At 43.8% G+C, this 21,658-nt stretch carries 20 protein-coding genes; 10 read left to right on the forward strand and 10 right to left on the reverse strand.

The window, feature by feature from the left end:
• Positions 1-198: 198 nt before the first annotated feature.
• On the forward strand, positions 199-1,203 hold the full coding sequence (locus R7M72_RS01785; protein WP_042520761.1) for a metal-dependent hydrolase: 1,005 nt from the start codon (positions 199-201) through the stop codon (positions 1,201-1,203).
• Positions 1,204-1,243: 40 nt separating this feature from the next.
• On the opposite strand, the gene R7M72_RS01790 is transcribed toward R7M72_RS01785, so the two are convergent.
• The 3 genes from R7M72_RS01790 to R7M72_RS01800 form a co-directional block, all read right to left on the reverse strand.
• On the reverse strand, positions 1,244-1,636 hold the full coding sequence (locus tag R7M72_RS01790; protein ID WP_005376463.1) for a hypothetical protein: 393 nt from the start codon (positions 1,634-1,636) through the stop codon (positions 1,244-1,246).
• Between the two features lie 492 nt (positions 1,637-2,128).
• The gene (locus tag R7M72_RS01795; protein ID WP_042520763.1) at positions 2,129-3,889 is read right to left on the reverse strand and encodes an ABC transporter ATP-binding protein/permease; all 1,761 of its coding nucleotides are present in this window, start codon (positions 3,887-3,889) and stop codon (positions 2,129-2,131) included.
• Positions 3,890-4,062: 173 nt separating this feature from the next.
• Positions 4,063-4,677, reverse strand: a complete 615-nt coding sequence (locus R7M72_RS01800; protein WP_042520765.1) for a PolC-type DNA polymerase III — start codon at positions 4,675-4,677, stop codon at positions 4,063-4,065.
• A 356-nt stretch (positions 4,678-5,033) separates the two neighbouring features.
• On the opposite strand from R7M72_RS01800, the gene R7M72_RS01805 reads away from it, so the two are divergent.
• The 4 genes from R7M72_RS01805 to R7M72_RS01820 all read left to right on the forward strand — a co-directional run bounded on the left by R7M72_RS01805 (position 5,034) and on the right by R7M72_RS01820 (position 8,169).
• Complete coding sequence (locus tag R7M72_RS01805) at positions 5,034-5,894, forward strand: immunity 49 family protein (RefSeq protein WP_318056004.1); 861 nt, start codon at positions 5,034-5,036, stop codon at positions 5,892-5,894.
• Between the two features lie 137 nt (positions 5,895-6,031).
• Positions 6,032-7,108, forward strand: a complete 1,077-nt coding sequence (locus R7M72_RS01810) for a threonine aldolase family protein (RefSeq protein ID WP_318056005.1) — start codon at positions 6,032-6,034, stop codon at positions 7,106-7,108.
• An 82-nt stretch (positions 7,109-7,190) separates the two neighbouring features.
• Entirely contained in the window at positions 7,191-7,451 is a 261-nt protein-coding gene (locus tag R7M72_RS01815) for a DUF5062 family protein (protein WP_005376453.1), read from the forward strand.
• A gap of 223 nt (positions 7,452-7,674) precedes the next feature.
• Entirely contained in the window at positions 7,675-8,169 is a 495-nt protein-coding gene (locus R7M72_RS01820; RefSeq protein ID WP_033906521.1) for a YcxB family protein, read from the forward strand.
• A gap of 119 nt (positions 8,170-8,288) precedes the next feature.
• On the opposite strand, the gene R7M72_RS01825 is transcribed toward R7M72_RS01820, so the two are convergent.
• From R7M72_RS01825 to R7M72_RS01835, 3 genes are all read right to left on the reverse strand, one after another.
• Positions 8,289-9,029 (reverse strand): helix-turn-helix domain-containing protein, encoded by a 741-nt coding sequence (locus tag R7M72_RS01825; protein WP_169628822.1) that lies wholly within the window; start codon positions 9,027-9,029, stop codon positions 8,289-8,291.
• Between the two features lie 104 nt (positions 9,030-9,133).
• The gene (locus R7M72_RS01830; RefSeq protein ID WP_042520770.1) at positions 9,134-9,595 is read right to left on the reverse strand and encodes a carboxymuconolactone decarboxylase family protein; all 462 of its coding nucleotides are present in this window, start codon (positions 9,593-9,595) and stop codon (positions 9,134-9,136) included.
• A gap of 195 nt (positions 9,596-9,790) precedes the next feature.
• Positions 9,791-10,702, reverse strand: a complete 912-nt coding sequence (locus tag R7M72_RS01835) for a DMT family transporter (protein ID WP_042520771.1) — start codon at positions 10,700-10,702, stop codon at positions 9,791-9,793.
• Between the two features lie 93 nt (positions 10,703-10,795).
• On the opposite strand from R7M72_RS01835, the gene R7M72_RS01840 reads away from it, so the two are divergent.
• The 3 genes from R7M72_RS01840 (at position 10,796) to R7M72_RS01850 (ending at position 13,447) form a co-directional block, all read left to right on the forward strand.
• Positions 10,796-11,701, forward strand: coding sequence for a LysR family transcriptional regulator (locus R7M72_RS01840; protein WP_042520773.1), 906 nt, complete (start codon positions 10,796-10,798; stop codon positions 11,699-11,701).
• Between the two features lie 266 nt (positions 11,702-11,967).
• Positions 11,968-12,795, forward strand: coding sequence for an MBL fold metallo-hydrolase (locus tag R7M72_RS01845; protein ID WP_318056006.1), 828 nt, complete (start codon positions 11,968-11,970; stop codon positions 12,793-12,795).
• 250 nt (positions 12,796-13,045) lie between these two features.
• Positions 13,046-13,447: a VOC family protein gene (locus R7M72_RS01850; RefSeq protein WP_005388788.1), complete on the forward strand. Its 402-nt coding sequence runs from the start codon at positions 13,046-13,048 to the stop codon at positions 13,445-13,447.
• 239 nt (positions 13,448-13,686) lie between these two features.
• Here the strand turns inward: R7M72_RS01850 and gcvP are convergent, their stop codons facing one another.
• The 3 genes from gcvP to R7M72_RS01865 form a co-directional block, all read right to left on the reverse strand.
• The gene (gcvP, locus tag R7M72_RS01855) at positions 13,687-16,551 is read right to left on the reverse strand and encodes an aminomethyl-transferring glycine dehydrogenase (protein WP_042520777.1); all 2,865 of its coding nucleotides are present in this window, start codon (positions 16,549-16,551) and stop codon (positions 13,687-13,689) included.
• Between the two features lie 126 nt (positions 16,552-16,677).
• Entirely contained in the window at positions 16,678-17,058 is a 381-nt protein-coding gene (gene gcvH, locus R7M72_RS01860) for a glycine cleavage system protein GcvH (protein WP_005376432.1), read from the reverse strand.
• Positions 17,059-17,111: 53 nt separating this feature from the next.
• Positions 17,112-18,407: a serine hydroxymethyltransferase gene (locus tag R7M72_RS01865; RefSeq protein ID WP_005376430.1), complete on the reverse strand. Its 1,296-nt coding sequence runs from the start codon at positions 18,405-18,407 to the stop codon at positions 17,112-17,114.
• A gap of 379 nt (positions 18,408-18,786) precedes the next feature.
• On the opposite strand from R7M72_RS01865, the gene R7M72_RS01870 reads away from it, so the two are divergent.
• Positions 18,787-19,410, forward strand: a complete 624-nt coding sequence (locus R7M72_RS01870; protein WP_005376429.1) for a helix-turn-helix domain-containing protein — start codon at positions 18,787-18,789, stop codon at positions 19,408-19,410.
• Positions 19,411-19,670: 260 nt separating this feature from the next.
• Positions 19,671-20,789, forward strand: a complete 1,119-nt coding sequence (gene gcvT / locus R7M72_RS01875) for a glycine cleavage system aminomethyltransferase GcvT (protein ID WP_017820967.1) — start codon at positions 19,671-19,673, stop codon at positions 20,787-20,789.
• 71 nt (positions 20,790-20,860) lie between these two features.
• Here gcvT and vdeR read toward each other — a convergent pair whose 3' ends face one another.
• Entirely contained in the window at positions 20,861-21,589 is a 729-nt protein-coding gene (vdeR, locus tag R7M72_RS01880; RefSeq protein ID WP_005376423.1) for an efflux transporter transcriptional repressor VdeR, read from the reverse strand.
• Between the last annotated feature and the right edge of the window lie 69 nt (positions 21,590-21,658).

Below are 21,658 nucleotides of genomic sequence, written 5' to 3' on the forward strand. Positions count from 1 at the left end.
AGCGAACGGCGTGATTCCTTCTTACACTAAATCAAGGTGTTTGTTGCTAAACAAGCAAATGCATGACTAAGTCGTGTATTGTTTTCCACTTAAATGCGGATAATTTATGTCGAAGAACCTTCTGGTTTTTAAATTGGAACCGACTATTGAGCGTGTACGCTTTCCAGCTGAGCTTCATCTATCTAAAGGAAGTGAACGATGGATCCGTTAACGCAAGGTTTATTGGGTGCAACTTTGCCACTGGCCGTGAGCAACAAGCGAAACCTTGCAGTTGTTGGCGTGTTGGGCGTGGTCTCTGGGATGGCTCCGGATTTAGATGTGCTCATCCGTTCTTCAACTGATCCTTTGCTGTATTTGGAATACCATCGCCAATTTACTCACTCGCTCTTGTTTATCCCGTTTGGTAGTTTCATTTGTGCTTTGGTGTTGTATCCATTGTTCGCAAAAAAGCGAGGACTAAGCTTCCGGCAGAGTTGGTTTTACTGCGCGCTTGGTTATAGTACCCATGCGTTATTAGACGCATGCACCAGTTATGGAACACAGCTTCTATGGCCGATAAGCAACACGCGTTATGCTTGGAACACTATTTCGGTAATCGACCCCGCGTTCACACTCCCTATTTTAATATTGCTTTTGTTTGTTGCACTGAAGCGAAGCCCAAACTATGCCCGCATTGCATTTTTATGGTGCCTGGCTTACCTAAGTCTTGGAACGATACAACGAGATAGAGCAGAAGTAGCTGGTTGGGAAATCGTCAAAGAGCGACAACACAACGCTATACAATTAAAAGCCAAACCAAGTTTCAGCAATCTTTTGGTTTGGAAACTAATTTATGAAACGGAAGAGAGCTACTATGTAGATGCCGTAAGGGTGGGGCGTTCAATAAAAATTTACCCTGGCGAATCAACTCCAAAGTTAAATATAAAAGAGCAATTTCCGTGGCTAAACCCGCAATCGCAACAAGCAAGAGACATCGAACGTTTCCGTTGGTTTTCAAACGGTTTTGTAGCGACGGATCCGAATAATGAAATGCGAATTGTTGATATGCGTTATTCCATCGTACCAAACCAAATTAATGCGTTATGGGGCATCAATCTATCCCCAAAAGCCAGCGCAGACGCGCACGTTGAATACACTGCTCATCGAGGAAGTACTGCAGAAGATCGCCAAGTTTTTTTCAACATGCTTACGGATTTTGAGTGATGGTTTTACTTTGGATGTCGATGCGGTTTCGTAATAACTATTACGCAGACTGAAAGTCCTTTACTAGGGTCGGCTTGCTAGCGAAGAAAATCTTGCCAAACAGGGACTTGTACTTCCAGCCAAGAGACAAAAGCCGTTTAGCTAAGTTCTTGTTTTCAATGATTGCAACCTCAACACCTTGGTAGTGGTAAGGATTGCTTTTGATGTAGTCGATAAATGCAGTAAGCACGCCTTGCCCGCGAACGGAGGGTGCAAAGTTGACTGCTACAATAGAAAAGCGTTGGCTACCTGCTGGGCAACGGACTAAACAGTGCCCAAGAGGATGAGTAATAGTCTCAGAAAATTCAGGAAAAGGGCGAGACTCAAGCTCTTGAGAAAGCGCATCGTATCGCTGACATAGATAAGAAAATAGTTGTTTCGCTTCGCTGTTCATATCGGTGCCGCTTTTGTGTTGCTTGGTTTGAAGGCATTGATGTCTCAAACATTGTAACCATAGATAGCAACACAAAACGCGGTAAACTTTTTCAGTAATGATTTCCTATTTTTGAAACCTTAATTGTTACAAATGAAGTTGATTGGGTTTTATATGGTAGTTGTGAACGAGTGTTTCTAGTTGAAGGGAGAATACGCTGGTTACTGGATTCTTACTGGAATTCCTTTGTTAAAAGGCGAGCTGCTTGGTTTAATGCCGCTCGTTTAACTGCGAGTGGCATCTTTTGTATTTCGTCACCTTGTACAGCGACGATGGGACATGATGTGGGATCTTCTATCCTAGCTCTTCATGGTCTAAATTATCTCATTAACCACTCAGAGCTAGATTCTTAGTCTCGCCAAGGCTCGCTGGACTGACACAAAAACATCGTTAAACTCCTGTTATTAAATTATTTGGTCCGCCTTTGCTTACTTTTGAACGCTTAACTAGGCGTTACTCCAAGTGCTTAAATTGCAATGCCACAAGTCGCTGATACAACTCACAGCTTTGCATTAATGATTGGTGGTTACCAACATCGACTAACTCGCCATTGTCGAGCACCGCAATTTTATCCGCATGTTGGATAGTCGAAAGACGATGAGCAATAATCAGCGTTGTGCGTCCTTTCATTAGAGCTTCAAGTGCTTGTTGAACGTGATGTTCACTTTCACTATCAAGAGCGCTGGTAGCTTCGTCTAGCAGTAAGATTTTTGGATCTTTTAGAATCGCGCGAGCAATCGCAATACGCTGCTTTTGTCCGCCCGATAGCCTAACGCCGCGCTCCCCTAAAAAGCTGTGATAGCCTTCGGGAAGCTTCTCAATAAACTCATGGGCATGGGCTTTTTTCGCGGCTTCGATAACTTGTACATCCGTCGCTTCAGGATTACCGTAGCGAATATTATGAAAAACATCATGGCTAAACAGCGCTGGTTGTTGTGGTACGAGCGCCATTTGACGTCGAAGCTCGTTTGGGTCGAACTGTCGAATATCTTCACCACCAAACAACACTTGCCCTTGCTGTGGGTCATAAAATCGTTGCAGCAGTTCGAATAGTGTTGTTTTACCTGCACCAGAAGGGCCGACCAACGCCAGTACTTTTCCTTGTTCAGCGGTTAGATTTAATTCTTTGATTGCTGGTTGATTTGGGCGAGAAGGGTAGTTGAAACTCACCGAATTAAAGTTAACCTCAGCAGGCATGTCGGAACGGACAGGCAAATAGTTGTTCGGCGCTTTAATATCGCTGTCTACTTGAAGGATCTCAATCAGCCGTTCGGTAGCACCTGCGGCTCTTTGCAATTCACCCATGACTTCGGAAATGGTTGCAGTCGATGAGGCAACCATAATGGCATAAAACACAAATGCGGCTAGGTCACCCGCAGACATTTTTCCGTGAATCACATCGCTGCCGCCTACCCAAAGCATGCCTGAAATCGCGCTGAACACAATCACAATAACGCCTGATATCAGGATCGCGCGCTGTTTTACTCTCTGTCTGCCTACTTCATAAGCTTTTTCCACCTCGACAGCAAAAGCCGCTCGTTCATGCGACTCTGAGCTAAAACTTTGCACGGTTTTAATATGCTCTATCGCTTCTCCAGCGTAGCTTCCGACATCGGCCATTGAGTCCTGACTTTGGCGAGAGAGCGCACGCACGCGTCGTCCATAAAACAAAATTGGTACCAAAACCAAAGGCACAGAAGCAAGCACAATCAGCGTGAGCTTAACGTTAGTGGCAAACAACATTATGATGGCCCCAAAGCACATCAAAGCGCTACGCATCGCCATCGAGAACGATGAACCAATAATGCTTTGCAGCAATGTGGTATCGGTAGTCAGGCGCGACATAATGTCGCCACTACTGTTGGTCTCAAAATAGCTCGGATGCAGCGTAATCACATGGTTAAACACCGCAAGGCGAATATCCGCACTAACGCGCTCACCTACGGAAGAGACAAGGTAAAAGCGAAAGAAAGTCCCAATGGCAATACACAATGTGACACCGACAATAAACTGAATCGCATTGGTAAGCTCTTGCAATGATTGCTGAGCAAAGCCTTGGTCGATAAGTATGCGTACTCCATAGCCAACGGATAACGTCAAACTTGCTGTCGCAACAAGGGCAACCAAGGCCGCCGCAACCCGCCATTTATACGGTGCAATAAAGGTGTTGAGTTTAAGAAGAATGCTGAGATTTTTGTTATTTTTTCTGCTCATGAGTGGCTCACAAAGCGTTTTAGGTAACTGGCATAGTAAGCCAGTTTTGTAGGGGAGACCAGCGAACTGCCGCTTTCGGAGTAGGAAGTTCACTGGGATGCACAATATCTTATGTATATCGAAACTTGCTTAAATGTCTAAGAGTCAAAAATGAACTTTGAGTGAGGAGGGAGTTAAGCACGGCTTTTGGCGAGTAGCAGGTCGACCTTTCCTTTTGCTGTTTTACTAACCGTTTGCATCAACTGAAAACTTGGCTTAACGATACCTGAGTTTTCTAATCCTTCGACCATTAAGAGCCAAAGCTTGGCCGTCATTTGCGCATCGGCTAGTGCGCGGTGAAAAACACCGTCGTTGTCGATATTTTTATAGCGAACAAGTTCTCCTAGTTTGTGCGATGGGGCATCTTGAATGAGCCGTCTTGCCACCAGTAAGGAGCAAGCAAACTCACCTGAATAACCACAGTTGATTCGCTCAAGTTCTGCATCTAAAAATCGTTTATCAAATGAAGCGTTATGAGCGATAAGGTTCTCGCCAGCAATGAACTCACTAAATGACGCCATTACCTCTTCGCAGCTTGGTGCCGATCGCAACATATTGTTGGTAATGCCGGTGTAGTTCTCAATGAAAGAACTCACTCTGAAACCGGGATTCATGAGTTGCTGAAAACTATCGACAACCTCGCCATTGACTAACTTTACTGCACCAATTTCTATTGCGCGATCACCTAAAGTAGGAGAGAGACCTGTGGTTTCAAAGTCGAGTACGACCACAGAGTTTGCTTGAGGCATAAAATTTTCCAGCTGAGTAATATTGCGCAAGAGTATTATCGAAAGCGACAGAAAAAGAAAGGCGAACACAATGGTGAATATCTGTCTATCTTTACTCCACAAAGTCAGTGTTCGTCGTCCACTGTTTATGGACAGGTACGTTCTGGCCTACCCATCGCGGCTTGTGCGGTAGCCTTATATTTCAAATGTTTTTCGGCTTTTCGATTCATTTCAGTTAAGCATTAACTTTCGATACAACATACTGATTATAAATTGATTTTATAAATCAACTTCGGCATCATTCACGGCTTGATTTTGAGGATGAATATCATCACGGCAAAAAATTAGAACAACTTATAATGCGAGGCTAGGGAACGATGGAAACAATAAGAAATCACTATTTAGATATACCTGAAGAAAGAAAATTGCGTATTTTTCGTGAAGAAGACGAAAATTTTTACAGCTTCTGGGAAAGGATGCTTGATGAAAAACAATTTTTTTATAAGCAACCTCTTAAAAGAATGAAAGGCGATGCTTGGGATTCGCTTGAGGCATTCTTCACTGCTTCAGAATACGGACAACATCAGGCCTCGCCAGCTTATATAAAAAGGGCGCTTGAGTTACTGAATAACGTGTACTTGCTGGGCAATCATTCAGACCAAGTGGTTGAATTCTCCGTTGGGCACCGACACTTTTCGGAAGTGGGTAACCGTTCTGTTGCAGGAGGAACAATGGATGCTTGGTTGGATGAAATCTGTTTAGCGATGGCTGCGAGAGATTGGCGCTGCGTAGAGCTGATGACCATCATGGATGAGTCATTAGTGTCTATAAAGACGCCGTTTAATGTTGCGCTGGTCGAATTCGTTAACGGTGTATTTAGCAATTCATCAGCGTTACCAGAGTTATTGCAAACTGTGATGGAGAAATCCTCCCCGCAATACTTAGAATCAACCAGAGTGCCATATGTACACTCTTTGTTTATTCCATTTGTGAATGTGTTTGTTGCCATTATCGATGGCGATGAGGCACATTATCAAGAGGCACTGAGGGATGCGTTAGAGGCGCATTACCAGTTCTACATAAATGAAGATGTTCGCTATTCGCCAAAAGGAAATGTTTCTCTGAAACTGACTGGTCTTGCTGCATTAGCATACGATAAGTATGGCTGGACGATTCCAGAAGCCGCATATTTACCTAAATGGCTTGTTTACGGTGAGCATGATCTTTGTTCTGCGTAAATCACTCTTAAGTTAAATCTATGTCCAACCGGAGGTTCAGCACGGAGGCATACGCAGAAAATACATCGCGAAAATGCAGTTTACGCCTCCGTTTTAACAAGTTACATTGTTGAAGCTTTGATTCAAAGGACAGAACAATGAGCGCTCACCTAAAACAGCTTTGTCATACCCATCTCCCTGGCAATAAAGAAGACTCTCCAGCCGAACACTTTGCGAAAATGGCAAAGTGGTGCGAAGAGAACAACGTAAATCACGATGTCTACGGTGAGGGAGAAACGATTCAAGCGTTCGAGCAAAAGATTGCCGATCTGCTGGGTTACGAGGCAGGGCTTTTTGTTGTAACAGGGACGATGACGCAGCCAACGGTGCTTGAAATTGTCACAAGACAAAAGCGTAATCCTATTGTCGCCATGCACGCATCTAGCCATATTCCGGTGCATGAAAAACAAGGCTATCAGCTTCAACATCGCTTTAGTATTTTGCCAGTAGGGAACCCTTATCAAACATGGAAGCTTGAGGATCTCACTGCTTGGCCGGATGAAATCGCAGCCGTTCTTTATGAACTCCCGATGCGAGAAATTGGTGGTCAGCTACCTTCATGGCAAGAACTGGAAGAAATCAAAGCGTACTGCGCCGAAAACAAAATTCATCTCCATATGGATGGCGCAAGACTTTGGGAAACCGCAGCTTACTATCAGAAAGAATACCGCGAGATCGCCGCTGGTTTTGATACGACCTATGTTTCACTTTACAAAGGCATCAACGGCATGGGTGGATCTATGTTGCTTGGCTCAAAGTCGTTCATTGAACTGGCTTCATTGTGGATGAAGCGGCAAGGTGGCAACCTGTATCACAGAACACCTTATGTGGTGTCTGCGGCAATGCAGTTTGATGAAAGGTTGTCACAAATGCCGGTTCTATTTGAGCGAACAAAACAGATCTACAGGATCATTGAAGAGTTCCCACCTTTGGCGGTAAGACCAACCCAGCCTCAAGCAAACATGTTGCACCTTATCCTGCCATTTAGCTGTGAAGAGTTGAAAGAACTCCAATACACGTTTGCCACGGAAAAGGGCATTTGGTTTGGTAACCCGCAAGTCACGGCACATCCAAATCAATCGATTGTTGAATGGTATGTTGGTGACTACCTGCTCAATCTTGGTGATGACGAATTAAGGTCGTTTTTCAATCAGTTACTCGGTAAGAAGGCATAAACTTATCAATATGCGAGCTTACTAACACGCCATACGTGACACTTCATGTATTCTTAATTGAAGCGAAGAAGAGGATTTATCAATGTCAAAAAGCTCCAAGCTTCACAATGAAGACAAACTGGTTAAGAAGGCACTAGAGATTGGTGGGAAGATGGCGAAGCTACAAGGTTTTGACCTTCCTCAGTCACCACAACCTCTAAGAGTAAAAGCGATTTACCTATTCTTGGTCGATGCAAAACAGATCACGCCATTGCCGGAAAGCAAGCTAGACGGCGCAAGCATCAAACACCGACTGGCAGTATGGATACACAGTGCGTTGCCAGACAACGACCCTCTAAAGTAAAAACCTCAAGAAGTTACATAGGTCATTAATTCACAAGGCGAGCCAGGTGGTTCGCCTTGTCTGATCTTGGCAAGTGCACCGAGGCCTTCTAATGTTTCGTTATCATTGATTTACAAAACAGCATCAAAAGGGCTAAAGATAAAGCCAGAGAAGCGCTACAATGCTCGCGTTGCAAGAGTGCAACCAAGAATACTCATTTACAGAAGCCTTGAAGTAACCATACATGTCTAAAGATTTCGAATTCACTACAGAATACACACTCGACAAGCCATTTTTTGCTGAGTGTTATGATCAAACTAGCCAGCCAGTTAAGTTCCCGCAAGCGTATTTGAAAGGGATCCTCTTTCTAATTTTTGGTGTGGTTTTATTGGAGTTTGAACTGCTACCTAACGGTTACGTCGGTTGGTTCTTTATCGTATTGAGTGTGATTGAAGCGTGCAGCGTTTACTTCAAAAGAACTTGGTGGCTGTGGCGTCAAACCATCAGCTCAAGCCGCGGCAGTAAAGTGGTGTTTGAAGTGAATGCAGATGGCGTACGCTACAAAAGCGGTAAAGTTGACCGCAGCCTCGCTTGGAATGATATCGACCAACTCGAACAAACTGATTTGGGCTTTATCCTTCACCTTGGTAAACAACGCCAATACATCAGCAAATCTTGCTTAAACGAAGAAGTGATCGCGTTTATGGTAGAGCAGCACGCAGCATCAAAAGCGAGCTAACCAGCTCATATCAAGCTGGAATGAGCGATCGAAAAAGTAGGTGATATATGATCGAACATTGTAACAAGTATATGGTCGATTCTGAATCAATGGGGTTTGATGTAGAAAGCTAATAAGGCTTAGAGGTTTCTCTTTCGGACATACTGCTTCGGTGTCATGCGCGCAATCTGCTTACACTCTCTAGTCATGTGTGCTTGATCGGAAAAACCTTGCTCCAGCGCCAACTCCGATAAAGTAAGATCGGGTTGCGCTCGGAGTTGCTCTAAAGTGTGCTTCACTCGTTTAATGCGTTGGTAATGTTTAGGAGTAATCCCCAACCATTTCTGAAAATTGCGCTCTCTCTGGCGCTGACTGATGGTCCCTGTAGGTTGGTCAATAATGTGGCCGACATACTGCGGTTCATATTCCTCAATCAGTGTTTGAACCCAGCGATATAACGTAGAAATCCTTGCATATGGCGAATGCGCTGTTTGCAGAGACTCAAATGTTGCTAGCGCAGAAGAAGCCAAAGGGTGGTCGTCTTGAATCCGCAATAGCTGTTCTAGACGTTTACCAAATAGTTGATAACCAACAGCAGGATGAAAGCGTACGCCAGTCATCACCGCGCCTGGCGGTAGGCAGACCTGATGTGCCAGAATGCTTATAGGCAGTAGGACAACCCCTGGCGTTTGCCACTCACCATCCATTTGTACTTCATTCTGTAAAATGAATACCACACCTGTACCAGCATCACTGAGTAATTGTTTACGTACGGTTTGCGTCGTATCAGGTTTGACGGATGCTGACCAAATGGCTTGAACATAGCCAGCTAAAGCCTTTTGAGGTTTTAAAATATCAAATTCTAAGTTCAAATGAATCATCCTATTTAACCTCAACTTAAATGAGAAAGTGATACACATGTACTTTTCATCCTATTAAGTTGAGGTATAAGCAGCGGCTTACAAGTAAGAACCGTCAAATAGAATTATCGAGGTTTATAGACTCCAACCTTTGGCTTAAATGCCTTAACTATTCGGTTCCAACTATTGATCGCGTTGATCGCAATTGTTAGGTTGACCATAGCTTCTTCTCCAAAGGTATTCAAGGTCAGCTGATAGGTATCATCATCTACTGGTAGGCCAGCAGTTAGTAGTTCAGCCCAGCCTAGTGCAACGTGTTCTGCATCGCTGTAGAATGGCATATCTTTCCATGCACTAAGCCCCCATATGCGTTCCGGCTTTTCACCTAACTGAAGCGCATCTTTACTATGCATGTCGATACAAAATGCACATTGATTGATTTGCGATATGCGTAACTTAACCAGTTCCCATATGATCATGTTCATGGTTTCTGATTGGCTAAATTGTTCATGGAAGTAAGCCTCCTGAGCGTATAGGATTTCTATTGCTTTTGGCGCTACTTCAATATAGTTGAGTCGTTTCTTCATGGTCATTCTCCTCTGTTTTTTACATAGTAAAAAACGCTCTTAGCAAAAGATTGAAGATTTTCGACATGTACTCAATAAAGTTAGATAAAAGAGTGAACGACGAAAGCGAAAAGTGTACCTATTGGAAACCAAGAAAACTTATGCCAATTAACAAAGTATTGCTCTAAATAATGGACTTAAGGTTGGCGTCTATTTTTACTCCACCACCTTCCGTAAACGAGCAAAAGGTGCTGAGTTACCTATATACACACCAGCCGCAACGATAAAGACGCCTAAAACATTTTCCCATTGAGCCTGCTCACCAGAAATGAACGAAATCAGTAGAGTGAATACCGGCATAATATTAAATAATGGAGACATCTTATCTGGACCAAGAACGATAGCGCCTTTCATCCAAAAGTAATAAGCAATCAAAGTTCCAAACAGGCTCATGTAAGCTATTAATGCTAGGTCTTTAAATGTTATGGCATTTAAGCTACGGCTAAAGTCGCCGTGGTACATCGCTATAGCGACCATTTGAATGGCACCAATACTTAACACCCAACGTAACTGCTGAGTTACTGGGATATGAGATGTTAAACGCTTCGCTAGAATTGTGTATAAACACCCACTAATTAAAGCAAATAACATGTATAGATCACCAATATTACTATTGCTGCTAATAGAATGAATATTTCCCCCTGTAATGGCGATTACCACTCCACAAAAACTGATTAGTGCACCTAAAATAGTTTTAACCGAAATGGAAGTCTTGAGAATAAAGCCCGACAACAAGATAGTGACAAGTGGTAGGTTTGCCTGAACAACCGCTGCGTTAACTGGGGTAGTAAATCTCATTGCAGAGAAAATAGAGAAGTTTTGGATAGTTACACCCACGGTTGCTATAACAAACAACGACAACATACTTTTTCGTGTGAGTTTGGCTCCATATGGAGAGCGTTTAGTACCTCTTATCAGTAAGAGTATTAAAGCTGCAACGGAAAAACGTAACGTCGCTGAATCCAAAGGAGAGACATCGCTATTAATAGCCTTTATTACGTTAAAGTTACTAGACCAAAAAAAGATAGCGACAACAACACCGCACCAAATTGATAAATGCTTAGACATAGATCTTCCTGATAAAAATTAACTTGACGCGATAATGCTATATATTTCATATTTGATTTTTAATAGCCAAATTTAAGAGGGTTAATCCCAAATATGGAACGTCACTCTTTGGATGACCTTTTGTTATTCGTTTCTGTTGCTCGCTATCAAAGCCTAACACAAGCATCTGAGTGTCTTAATGTCCCGTTAGCTACGCTAAGCCGGAAGTTAAAAAGGCTGGAAACAAACTTAAATTGCAGACTATTTAACCGCAGTGCACACCACTTTGCGTTAACAACTGATGGCGAAAAATATTATCAACTCTGTGAGCCGTTACTTCTTAGCTTAAATAATGTGACATCGAGAATTGCGACTGAGCGTCAGTCTTTAAGCGGAACGATCAAAATATCAGCGCCAATTAACATGACACAGATGTGGTTAAAGCGGTGCGTTTATGAATTTGCAGAGCAACATCCGAAGATATGTATCGATTTAGATGTACAGAATGAAAAAATCAATCTTGTATCTAACCGTGTCGATGTTAGTTTTCGTCTTGGTGATCTTATTGAACAAGACTGGATTGCTCAGAAATTATGGTCGATTCCATTTGCGCTTTGTGCATCACGAAGCTATTTAGAACAACACCAACCGATTACCCATCCAGAACAACTTGTTCATCATCGCCTAATTACGGTAAACAACGACAGCCAATGGAAATTAGTTAATCAAATCACCAATGAAACATTTGATCATCCGCTAAAGTTTCAATTCACTTCAAATGATGTACTGCTAGTTAGAGACGCCGTCATCCATGGTTTAGGAATTGCTTGGATTCCAACCTATTACTTTCATGAGCTAAATCATGATCAACATAACCTGCTGCCTTTGTTGCCAGAATGGCAATGCTCGGGTAAAGAAGTATTCATTATGTATCGAGACCGCGATAAAAGGCCTGCAAGAGTTGATGCATTTATTGAACATGTCTTAAATTGGAAAAATCGCATTCAAATGTTTGCTTGAAAGAGGTTTATCACATTGTGCTGTGCCGGTAACCTCAAGTGAAGCTTCATGACTCTGCTTCAATTGAGTTCATTTATTTAACCTCTAAAAGAATCATGAATACATAGGCAGTTAATGGGATTCGAGTTTACAAGTGATTCGGTCAGCTAAAATTCAAGCTAAGTAGAAAGTATTTGCAGTTGTATTTGCCTCTGAAAATCGTTTAGAGCTTTCTCATCCGCGAGGTTCTATAAGAAATTATTAAGGATATATTTGTGTGTGATTTCGTGAAAAAAATTATTGTAGGTTTACTTTTCAGTGCTTCGTCTTTTGCTTCCTTAAGTCAATATGTTCCAGCAATGAATGATAAGAACGGTTATGTAGAACCATTTCAGATGTTTGATAATGTCTATTATGTAGGAGACAAGTGGGTCTCATCATATGCCATTGCTACAGACGACGGACTCGTTATCATTGATACGCTTGACTTCCCTTACTCTGAGTGGATACCTATCAACCTAGAGAAGCTAGGGCTAAAAGATAAGCCAATAACGCACATATTGGTAACTCATGGGCATTCTGACCACGTTGGGGGCGCCCAGTTACTTCAAGAGAAGTATGGTTCCAAAGTCGTGATGACCAAAAGCGCTCATGAACTATCTATACAGCAATCAAACAAAAGCGAAGGTGAGAACAAGTTCCTTCCTCCAAATTTAGACATAGAGATAAAAAGCGATAGCTCTATGGCTATTGGTGGACATGAGTTTAAGTTCTATCTCACACCTGGCCACACGGAAGGTGATTATTCCTTAGACTTCACTGTTGAAGATAATGGCGAACAATATCGTGCTTTTATCGTTGGTGGGCATAGCGTAAGTAGCAATGATCCAGAAGTTATTGGCCAGTTCCTGACTAGCATGGAGAAAATTCGAAAAATTTCACTACAGGCACCTATTGTGAACGTTAACCTTTCGAACCATCCACATAAAAATTTCCTTTTTGAAAATAGGAAGAAGCTCAGTACAAGCGGTAACCCGTTTATCAGTGAGGCAAACTTCTTCATGTTCCTTAAGCAACAAGAAGATTTAGCTAAGGGAAAACTAGAAGAACTATAATACCGTGGTATACGAGCAGCCTTCGTTATTAGGTTAGAGATTTGCTCTTGAGTTATAGCTAAGGCTTTGATGAGTTGCTCAATCAAGATTCGACACTTGTGGTAGCTGTATTGTTTGTAGGTTCTAGTGGCAAAGGCGCTGTGTGTAAACATTCGTATTGTGTGCCTTAAACATTTGCAAGGCGTTACGTGCTTTCTAGAAAAGTCTCAAAATAGCGTACAATTAGCGTTTTGACACAGCGGAAATCATCATGGCCAAAACTGTTCAGCAGCAAATCGGAAACATTGCTCTAGTCGTTGAAAATTACGACGATGCTATCGAATTCTATACTCAAAAACTTCAATTCACTCTGGTTGAAGATACCAACCTAGGTGGTGGTAAACGCTGGGTTCAAGTTTCTCCTCCAAACTCCAATGGTACAAACCTACTTTTAGCTCAAGCGAGTACACCGGAGCAAACGCATGCAGTAGGAAATCAAACAGGTGGCCGTGTTTTCCTGTTTCTGCAAACTAATGATTTTTGGCGTGACTACGAGTTGATGAAGAAAAATGGTGTTGTATTTAATGAAGAGCCTCGTGTGGAAGAATACGGGACAGTGGTGGTGTTCCAAGATCTCTATGGTAATAAATGGGACTTACTGCAACTGAACTAGAAACTACATAGCACCTGCATAACATAGTGTTCATGAGGAGTTTCCAACAAGCTTTTAAGGCTCTGAGATATTAGTGCTAATTCAAAGGTTCTCAGAAGTCACTGTATTTCTAAATCACTTTTGTGCAAACAATAACTAGCCATCATTCCTTCTCGATGTATCAACAAATGTTAGGGCGGCACACCAAAAACAAAGGCGAACCAAACGGTTCGCCTTTGTCGATTTAGAGACTACAAAAATTAATCTTCGTAGTTATCGATGCTTGGGCATGAACAGATTAGGTTACGGTCGCCGTATACGTTATCTACGCGGTTTACCGTTGGCCAGTACTTCCAAGATTTGGTCGCTTTAGACGGGAAGCAGCCAATCTCGCGAGAGTAAGGGCGGTCCCAATCTTCAGCTGAAAGATCAACTTGAGTGTGTGGCGCGTTAACAAGTGGGTTGTTATCCAGTGGCCATTCACCGTTTTTCACTTTCTCCATTTCTTCGCGGATAGCGATCATCGCATCACAGAAGCGGTCCAGCTCTTCTAGATCTTCCGATTCCGTTGGCTCAACCATTAGCGTGCCCGCTACAGGGAACGACATAGTTGGTGCGTGGAAACCGTAGTCCATTAGACGCTTCGCGATGTCTTCTTCGCTGATACCTGTTTCTTCTTTCAGCGGACGAATGTCGATAATACATTCGTGCGCTACGCGGCCATTTTTGCCACGGTAAAGAACAGGGTAGTGTTGGCGAAGTGTTTCCATCACGTAGTTTGCGTTCAGAATTGCTACTTTTGTTGCATCTGTTAGGCCAGGTTCGCCCATCATTGCGATGTAAGCCCAAGAGATAGGTAGGATAGAAGCGCTACCCATATCTGCTGCTGATACTGCGAAATCTGCGCCTTCTACACCGTCTTCAATATGCCCTGGTAAGAAAGGAGCTAGGTGAGATTTCACACCGATAGGACCCATACCCGGACCGCCACCACCGTGCGGGATGCAGAAGGTTTTGTGTAGGTTTAGGTGAGAAACGTCTGAACCGATGAAGCCTGGTGATGTTAGACCAACCTGCGCGTTCATGTTAGCGCCGTCTAGGTAAACCTGACCGCCAGCGGCATGAACCATTTCACACACTTCTTTCACTTTCTCTTCGTAAACGCCGTGCGTAGAAGGGTAAGTGATCATAATGCTTGATAGGTTGTCTTTGTGTTTCTCGATTTTCGCTGCTAGGTCGTCGATGTCGATGTTGCCTTCTTCATCACACTTAACCACAACCACTTTCATTGACACCATAGATGCTGTCGCAGGGTTAGTACCGTGCGCAGAGCTTGGGATCAAACATACGTTGCGGTGACCTTCGCCACGGCTTTCGTGGTAGCGTTGAATCGCGATAAGACCTGCGTACTCACCCGATGCACCAGAGTTTGGTTGTAGTGAGAATGCGTCATAGCCAGTGATTTCACATAGCTTTTCTTTAAGATCTTTTGCGAGTGCTGCGTAACCAGCTGCTTGTTCTGCTGGTGCGAACGGGTGGATCGAACCAAACTCAGGCCAAGTTACTGGAATCATCTCTGCTGCTGCGTTCAGCTTCATCGTACAGCTGCCCAGTGGGATCATGCCGTGCGTGAGTGAGAAGTCTTTGTTCTCTAGCTGTTTTAGGTAACGCATCATCTGTGTTTCGCTGTGGTGCGTGTTAAACACAGGGTGTGTTAGATATTCTGTTGTGCGGCGCAATGCTTCTGGAATGGCTGCAAACTCGTTGCCTGCGATTTCAGTTGATAGTGCTGCGACTTCTTCTTTCACACCGAATACTGCGAATAGGGCTTCTACATCTGCCACGGTTGTGGTTTCGTCGAAGCTCACACCTAGCTGAGTACCCAACTTACGTAGGTTGATGTCTGCGGCTAGTGCTTTCGCGTATAGGTCTTCAGTTTGTGCACCTGTGTTGATAGTGATGGTGTCGAAGAAGCTGTTGTGAGCAAGCTCGAAGCCGCCTTTAGTTAGGCCAGCGGCTAGGATGGCTGTCATGTGGTGCGTACGACGAGCAATCGTGCGTAGACCTTCTGCGCCGTGGTAAACCGCGTAGAAAGACGCCATGTTCGCTAGCAGTGCTTGAGCAGTACAGATGTTTGATGTCGCTTTTTCACGACGGATGTGCTGTTCACGCGTTTGCATTGCCATGCGCAGTGCTTGGTTGCCGTTAGTATCGATAGAAACACCGATAACACGACCTGGCATAGTACGCTTGTGCTTGTCACGTGTTGCCATGAAGGCAGCGTGTGGACCGCCGTAACCCATCGGCACGCCAAAACGTTGTGCTGAACCGATTGCTACGTCTGCGCCCATTTCACCAGCAGGTTTAAGTAGGGTAGAAGCAAGAAGGTCCGTTGCTACAGTCACTAGTGTTTTGTTTGCTTGCGCTTTAGCGATGATGTCCGTTAGGTCACGAACTTCACCTGTTGTACTTGGGTATTGAACTAGTGCGCCGAACACGTCTTGCTCTGGTAGTGATTCTAAAGAACCAACCAAGACTTCAAAGCCGATGAATTTCGCACGAGTTTTTACCACTTCGATGGTTTGTGGGTGAACGTCGTCAGCAACGAAGAATACGTTGCTCTTGCTTTTACCCGCACGCTTACAAAGTGTCATCGCTTCTGCTGCTGCCGTTGCTTCATCGAGCAATGACGCGTTCGCGATTTCCATACCAGTAAGATCCATCACCATTTGTTGGTAGTTTAGAAGTGCTTCTAAACGACCTTGTGAGATTTCTGGTTGGTAAGGGGTGTAAGCAGTGTACCAGCCCGGGTTTTCCATCACGTTGCGTAGAATCACGTTCGGCGTGAAGGTGTTGTAGTAACCCTGACCAATGAATGTACGTTTAACTTGGTTCTGATCGGCGAACTTACGCATTGCTGCCAGCATGTCTGCTTCGCTTTTCGCTTCTGCCAAGCTCATTGGTTGCTCTAGGCGAATTTGTGCTGGTACGGTTTCGTCGATAAGCGAATCTAGGCTAACTGCGTTGATCGCTTCCAACATTTTCTGTTGGTCAGATTTGTTTGGTCCATTGTGGCGAGCAACGAACTCGTTTTGTGTGCTGAGGCTTTGAAGTAATTCAGTCATTGTCCTTTACCTACTCCTTGGTTCGGGTAACGGATTTGCGTTACTGATAAATTAAATTATACGTCCGAACCTAGAAAAAAAGCTGTTCTCTAAACAGGCTAGGGAACAGCTTTCGTCACATCCTAATTACTCTTCTTCGATAGAGTTTAGGTATTCGTCTGCGTCTTTCAGGTTATCTAGTTCAGATACATCAGACATCTTCACTTTTACGATCCAGCCACCTTCGTACGGCTCTTCGTTAATTAGCTCTGGGCTGTCTTCTAGTTCTTCATTGATTTCTACGATTTCACCAGTGATTGGTGCGTAGATGTCTGACGCTGCTTTTACAGATTCAACGAGAGAGAAGCTTTCACCTGCTTCAACTTCGTCTTCTACGTCTGGTAGGTCAACGAATACCACGTCACCTAGCATTTCTTGTGCATGCTCAGAAATACCAATTGTTACTGTGCCGTCACCGTTGTCACGTACCCACTCGTGGCTATCTGCAAACTTCAGTGTTTTGTCCATTGCTTAATCTCCGAATAACTTGTCAGGAATTATTATGATTTTAAAAAAATCGTTTACTGGTATAGAGGAAAGCGACTGCAAAGTTCTTTTACTTCTTTGCGAACGCGTTTTTCAACTTCTGCGTCACCTTCAGGGTTGTTCACTAAACCGTCCAGTACGTCACCAATCCAATTACCGATGAGTTTGAATTCTTCAGCGCCAAAGCCGCGGCTTGTACCCGCAGGCGTTCCTAAACGGATGCCCGATGTAATCATAGGCTTCTCTGTATCGAATGGGATGCCATTTTTGTTACATGTGATCCCAGCACGCTCTAGAGCTTCTTCTGCTTTATTGCCTTTCAACCCTTTCGGACGAAGGTCAACCAGCATTAGGTGCGTGTCTGTGCCACCAGTTACGATGTCGCAACCGCGAGTTTGCAATACTTCCGCTAGGACTTTTGCGTTATTGATCACCGAATCAATATAAGTTTTAAATTCAGGGCCAAGCGCTTCACCAAATGCGACCGCTTTGGCTGCGATAACGTGCATCAGTGGGCCACCTTGTAGGCCAGGGAATACGGCTGAGTTGATTTTCTTAATGATGTCTTCGTGGTTAGTAAGAATCATACCGCCGCGAGGGCCACGCAATGTTTTGTGTGTTGTAGTCGTAACAACGTGTGCGTGTGGCAGTGGGCTAGGGTGCGCGCCTGTTGCGATAAGACCGGCGATGTGTGCCATGTCGACCATAAGAATTGCATTTACTTCGTCTGCGATTTCACGGAATTTTGCAAAGTCGATAGTACGTGGAATAGCGCTACCACCTGCGATGATCATTTTAGGTTGGTGCTCAAGTGCTAGCTCACGAACATCTTCGTAGTTGATTTCCAGTGTTTCGCGATCAACACCGTATTGAACTGCATTAAACCATTTACCAGAAAGTGCAGGGCGTGCACCGTGCGTCAGGTGACCACCTGCGTCTAAAGACATACCAAGAATGGTGTCACCAGGTTGAAGCAGTGCTAGTTTTACTGCGCCGTTTGCTTGTGCGCCTGAGTGTGGTTGAACGTTTGCGTATTCACAATTGAAAAGTTTTTTTGCGCGTTCGATAGCAATGGCTTCCACTGTATCTACGTGCTCACAACCACCATAGTAACGACGACCTGGATAACCTTCAGCGTATTTGTTTGTTAGGCATGTGCCTTGAGCTTGCATTACCGCTTTAGAAACAATGTTCTCAGAAGCGATAAGTTCGATTTGTTCGTTTTGGCGAGCGGATTCCGCTTGAATTCCAGCAAAGACAGCATCATCTGTCGCAGAGAGGTTGGTAGAGAAAAAGTTTTCCAAGCTGTGGTTAGGGTAACTCTTATTCATGGTAGTTGACCTTCCAAATCTGAAAATGAACCCGCAATAGATGAGTTATGATTTGCGGTTGTGGTTCATTTGTCCTCAAAAACAGCTGAACTGCGTAGCAGAACAGAGTGAACATCCGGCCCTAAATTTGGGCAAAAACTCCGTTGGATTGCGTGTTTCCTTTACCAATCTCTTACGGAAATATGCATCTCTACATCTAACAAGTTGGTAACATAGCGCCTGTGACGGGAACAATCAACCAAAAATTTCCTATAGGAAACAAGATTTCAAAATTTGTTAACAAGAGCACGGTTTAATTCACTTGGTGGACTTCTATCCACTATGTGCTTCATGCACAATGCGAGTAAGACAAAAAATATGGATATCTATAGAGGGATTTATGGCAGAAAGTATTTACGATGAATACCCATCGATGACGTTGGCAAAAGAGCAACATGACCAAAATATCGAGCCGTTAAAACTGGGCCAGCGTATTAAGGATATCCGCTCGAAACTCGGTATCACATTAGAAGAGGCCAGTCAGCGAACCGGGCTTGCTCGATCTACACTGAGCAAAATAGAAAATGAGCAGATCTCCCCGACGTTTCAAGCGATGCAAAAATTGGCACTTGGCTTACAAATTGACATGCCACAACTATTTGAGCCACCTAGAAAAAAGGTAGCGACAGGGCGTAGGGATGTTACCAAGAAGAATGAAGGTAAACCACACCCAACACAAACTTATGAACATGAACTGCTCGCGACACAACTTTCCAATAAGAAAATGATGCCGTTTAAGAGCCAAATTCGAGCTCGTAGTTTTGATGAATATAAAGACTGGGTTCGTCATGATGGCGAAGAATTTCTGCTTATCTTATCTGGTGAGGTCATGTTCTATTCTGAGTTTTACGAACCTGTTGTTTTAAGCGAGGGAGACAGCGTTTATTACGATGCAAATATGGGACATATGTTGACCAGTGTTAGCGAGGAAGATGCGCTCATTTTGTGGGTGACAGCCAAATAGTGATAAATACTTGTAAATTTCCTATAGTGAAAGCAAACGATTGCTGTTGGTGGTCGTTATGATGAAAAGGCGCTTTTTTGATGAGAACTTGCTCATTAAAGCGCTTTTTTTGTACGATTTTTTGTGATTAAAATGTTAAGAGTCACACTTTTGCAAGTCGATCTACGTCTTGTTCGTGCAAAATAGAATGAGCCATGTTTATTATTGGAAACACATCGAATGCCGATAGCATTCTCGGGTCTATCTAAATGGAGACGAAAATGACTCAAGAACTACTGAAAACACCACTACACGCACTTCACGTTGAAGTTGGTGCCAAAATGGTCCCGTTCGCGGGTTACGATATGCCTGTTCAGTATCCTCTAGGCGTAAAGAAGGAACACTTACATACTCGTGATGCGGCAGGTCTGTTTGACGTTTCTCACATGGGACAGCTTCGCCTAATTGGTGACGGTGCAGCTGCGTTCCTAGAAACATTAGTTCCAGTGGATATTGTGGATCTTGAGTCTGGTAAACAGCGTTACGCTTTTTTCACTAATGAAGAGGGCGGCATCATGGACGACTTGATGGTGGCTAACCTAGGCGATCATCTGTTTGTGGTTGTGAACGCAGCATGTAAAGCGCAAGATATCGCACACCTACAAGCGCATTTACCATCTGGTGTTGAGCTAGAAATTATCGAAGACCGAGCTCTACTTGCAATCCAAGGCCCTAAAGCGGCGGCTGTATTGGCGCGTTTTGCACCAGAAGTTTCTGAAATGCTGTTCATGGATATTCGTAAAGTCGATATTTTAGGCGCCGAGTGCATTGTTTCTCGTAGTGGTTATACAGGCGAAGACGGTTACGAAATCTCGGTTCCTGCTGACAAAGCGGAAGAGCTAGCACGTAAACTGACTGCTGAAGATGAAGTTGAATGGATTGGCCTTGGTGCTCGTGATTCGCTTCGTCTTGAGTGTGGCCTTTGTCTATACGGTCATGACCTAGACACAACAACAACACCTGTTGAAGCGAGCTTGCTATGGGGTATCCAAAAAGTTCGTCGTATTGGTGGTGAACGTGAAGGTGGTTTCCCTGGCGCAGACATTATTCTTAAGCAGATTGAGACTAAAGATGTGGCGCGTAAGCGTGTGGGTCTAGTAGGTCAAACCAAAGCGCCAGTGCGTGAAGGTGTTGAACTGTTTGATGCTGACGGCGTTAAAATTGGCGTTGTAACCAGCGGTACGGCGGGTCCGAATGCAGGTAAGCCAGTCTCAATGGGTTATGTTCGTGCGGATTTGGCGGCGATTGGTACTGAAGTGTTCGCTGAAGTGCGTGGTAAAATGCTACCAATGACAGTTGAAAAAATGCCGTTCGTACCACAACGCTACTACCGTGGTTAAAACGAATTGAAACAAAAATGCCGAGCTTTGTAGCTCGGCATTTTTTATGTCTTCTTTTCGCTTGTTTACTTTTAGTTTACTGCTTCATCAATAGTACAGCACATATCAATAACGATATCTTCAAGCTTTTCCGGATGAATCATCTCTTCTTTTGGGATCCCAAATTGAGAGGCCATAATGGTATTAAACAATTCCCAATGCTTGATCAGCAGTTTTTCGCGATTATCTGCAATATCCGGCCATGTTTCTTGCATCATTGGCGCGAGACTGACAGCACCATGTGCGAAGATCAACATTTGCCACTTTGATTCCCACTGATCAAATTGTGCATTAGGGTTTTCGCTGTTGTACTGCTCGAAAATTCCGGTAAATATCGCAGCGAACTCATCTTTTGACTTTAAGAAATACTGCAGCAGAGCACCGTCATCGCCTTGTCGAATGGCATCGGCGATCATCTGTACTGGATGAGGATTGACGAGAGCAAATGCTAGCATGCGAACCATAAACAGATAAATTTTTCTATTCGAAGGTGTGTTCTCCGGCATTTCATTGATGAGTTCAGCCATATAGCACTGCATGAACTCGTCCATTGCATCGCTAACCGCTTGCCAGATTTTCTCTTTGCTGCCGAAGTGGTGACGGATCAAACTATGTGAAACACCAGCCTTTTCACTGATATTGCGCAGCGAGACACGCTCGTAACCAAGTTCACAAAACATATCTGCTGCCACTTTAAGGATCAGACACTTAGTTTGTTCTGCTGCTTCAGCACTTCTACGCCCCTGCTTTCTTTCATTCATAGTTCGAATTTTCCCGAATATTAATCACGCGCTTACTTTTACCAGAAACCGAACGCTTTGACTAATTAA

Source organism: Vibrio sp. YT-18 (genome assembly GCF_033337345.1).
Taxonomy (GTDB): domain Bacteria; phylum Pseudomonadota; class Gammaproteobacteria; order Enterobacterales; family Vibrionaceae; genus Vibrio; species Vibrio alginolyticus.